The following is a 1,665-nucleotide window of genomic DNA, read 5'->3' on the forward strand; positions in this document are numbered from 1 at the left end:
GGTGAGCGAGATCGAGCGCCATGCCCGGGCCGTGCTGCAGGGCGGTGCTCCGGCCGATGACCCGTCGATCCCGGTGCTGCTCTCGGTGGATGGCGAGATCTACCAGGAGCTGCTGCGCTACCGGCTGCAGCAGCTGGCCCCCAGCCGCGATCTGATTCCGGCTCCGGCCGATGCCCCGGCCCTGGCCAGCAGTCCGATGGTGTTCATGACCACCCCGGCCCTGGCGAAGGGACTGCAGCGCTCCGATCCCTACCAGGCCCTGGCCCGCAGTACCGACCACCGCCAGCTGGATCCGGCGGGGCCGTCGCAGCTGATCCGCTTCGTGCACACGGCGCCGACCCGCTCCAATTCCGGCCTGCAGACCCTGGTGGCGATGTTCGCGGAGGTGGCCGGCAAGCCCCCCGAAGCACTCACCCTGGCGGACGTGAGCCGCCATGCCGCCGGTGTGGCGGCGATCCAGCGGCACATCACCCGCTACGGCAGCTCCACCGATGAACTGGCCCGGGCGATGCAGCGCAACGGCCCCTTCTGGGCGTCGGTGGCCTCGGTCTATGAGTCGTCGGTGGTGGGGGTGAACAGCCGACGCAGCGGCAGCGAGGAGGTGCTGCAGGCCGTGTACCCGGCCGCCACCTACGCCAGCACCATGCGGGCGATCCTGCCGAATGCCCCCTGGGTGTCGCCCCAGGAGAAGGCGGCGGCGGAGCTGCTGATCGAGCGGCTCCAGAGCCCGGAGATCCAGAAGCTGGCGGCGGATCAGGGGTTGCGTCCCGCCAATCCGGCCGTGCCGGCCTCCCGGGTGGTGGCGGCCTATGGCGCCGATCCGCGGGCGGTCTACGACTCCCTGCGGGCGCCGCGCCCGGCGGTGGTGGAGGCGATGATCCGCACCTGGCGGGATCTGGTCAAGAAACCCTCGCGGGTGGCCCTGGTGGTGGACAGCTCCGGCTCGATGAGCGGCGAGAAACTGCCCTCCGCCCAGCGCAGCCTGCAGGCCTACCTGGCCGCCATCGGCCCGCGCGACACCGTGGGTCTGTTCGACTTCGACAATCGCCTGCCGGAGCCGGTGGTGATCCGTGGCGGTCCGGCTGATGCCGCCAAGGGCCAGGCCTTTGTGGCCGGGCTGGTGGCCGATGGTGGCACCCGCCTGCACGATGCCGTTCATGGCGCGCGCGACTGGCTGCGCCGCAGCCACAAGCCTGGCGAGATCCTGGCGGTGGTGGTGCTCACCGATGGGCGTGATCAGGGCTCGCAGCTCGGCCTCGAAGGCCTCAAGGCCGAGCTGAAGCGCAGCGGTTTCGGCGGCGACGAGCGCATCGGTGTGTTCACGATCGGCTACGGCAACCCCGGTGATTTCGACGCCGACGTGCTGCGCCAGATCGCCGAGAGCAACGGCGGCGAGTTCACCCAGGGCAATCCCGAGAGCATCCTGCGCCGGATGGAGGATCTGCAGATGGCCTTCTGAGCCTGGATGCCCCCGTGACCCGTCCTGCCCTTCTGCCCAATCCCCTCGACGATCCCGCGGCCGTGGCCATCGCCTCAGTGGCACTGGTGCTGCTGGTGCGGCTCGGTCTGCTGCCCCTGGCACCGGCCCTGGCGGTGGCGGCGCTGTTCGGCTGGGGCCTGGCCACCCTGCGGCATCGGTGGCGCCATCGCGGCAGCCGCCTGCTG

2 protein-coding genes are annotated in these 1,665 nt (G+C 71.2%); both read left to right on the forward strand.

Annotated features, from left to right (window positions below):
• Positions 1 to 1,459, forward strand: a 1,459-nt coding sequence (locus VB716_RS00675) for a VWA domain-containing protein (RefSeq protein ID WP_323269456.1), incomplete at its 5' end; no start/stop codon positions are given.
• A 14-nt stretch (positions 1,460 to 1,473) separates the two neighbouring features.
• Positions 1,474 to 1,665: hypothetical protein (locus VB716_RS00680; RefSeq protein WP_323269457.1), on the forward strand; the 192-nt coding region annotated here is incomplete at its 3' end.

Source organism: Synechococcus sp. CCY9201 (assembly GCF_034931105.1).
Taxonomy (GTDB): Bacteria; Cyanobacteriota; Cyanobacteriia; order PCC-6307; family Cyanobiaceae; genus CBW1002.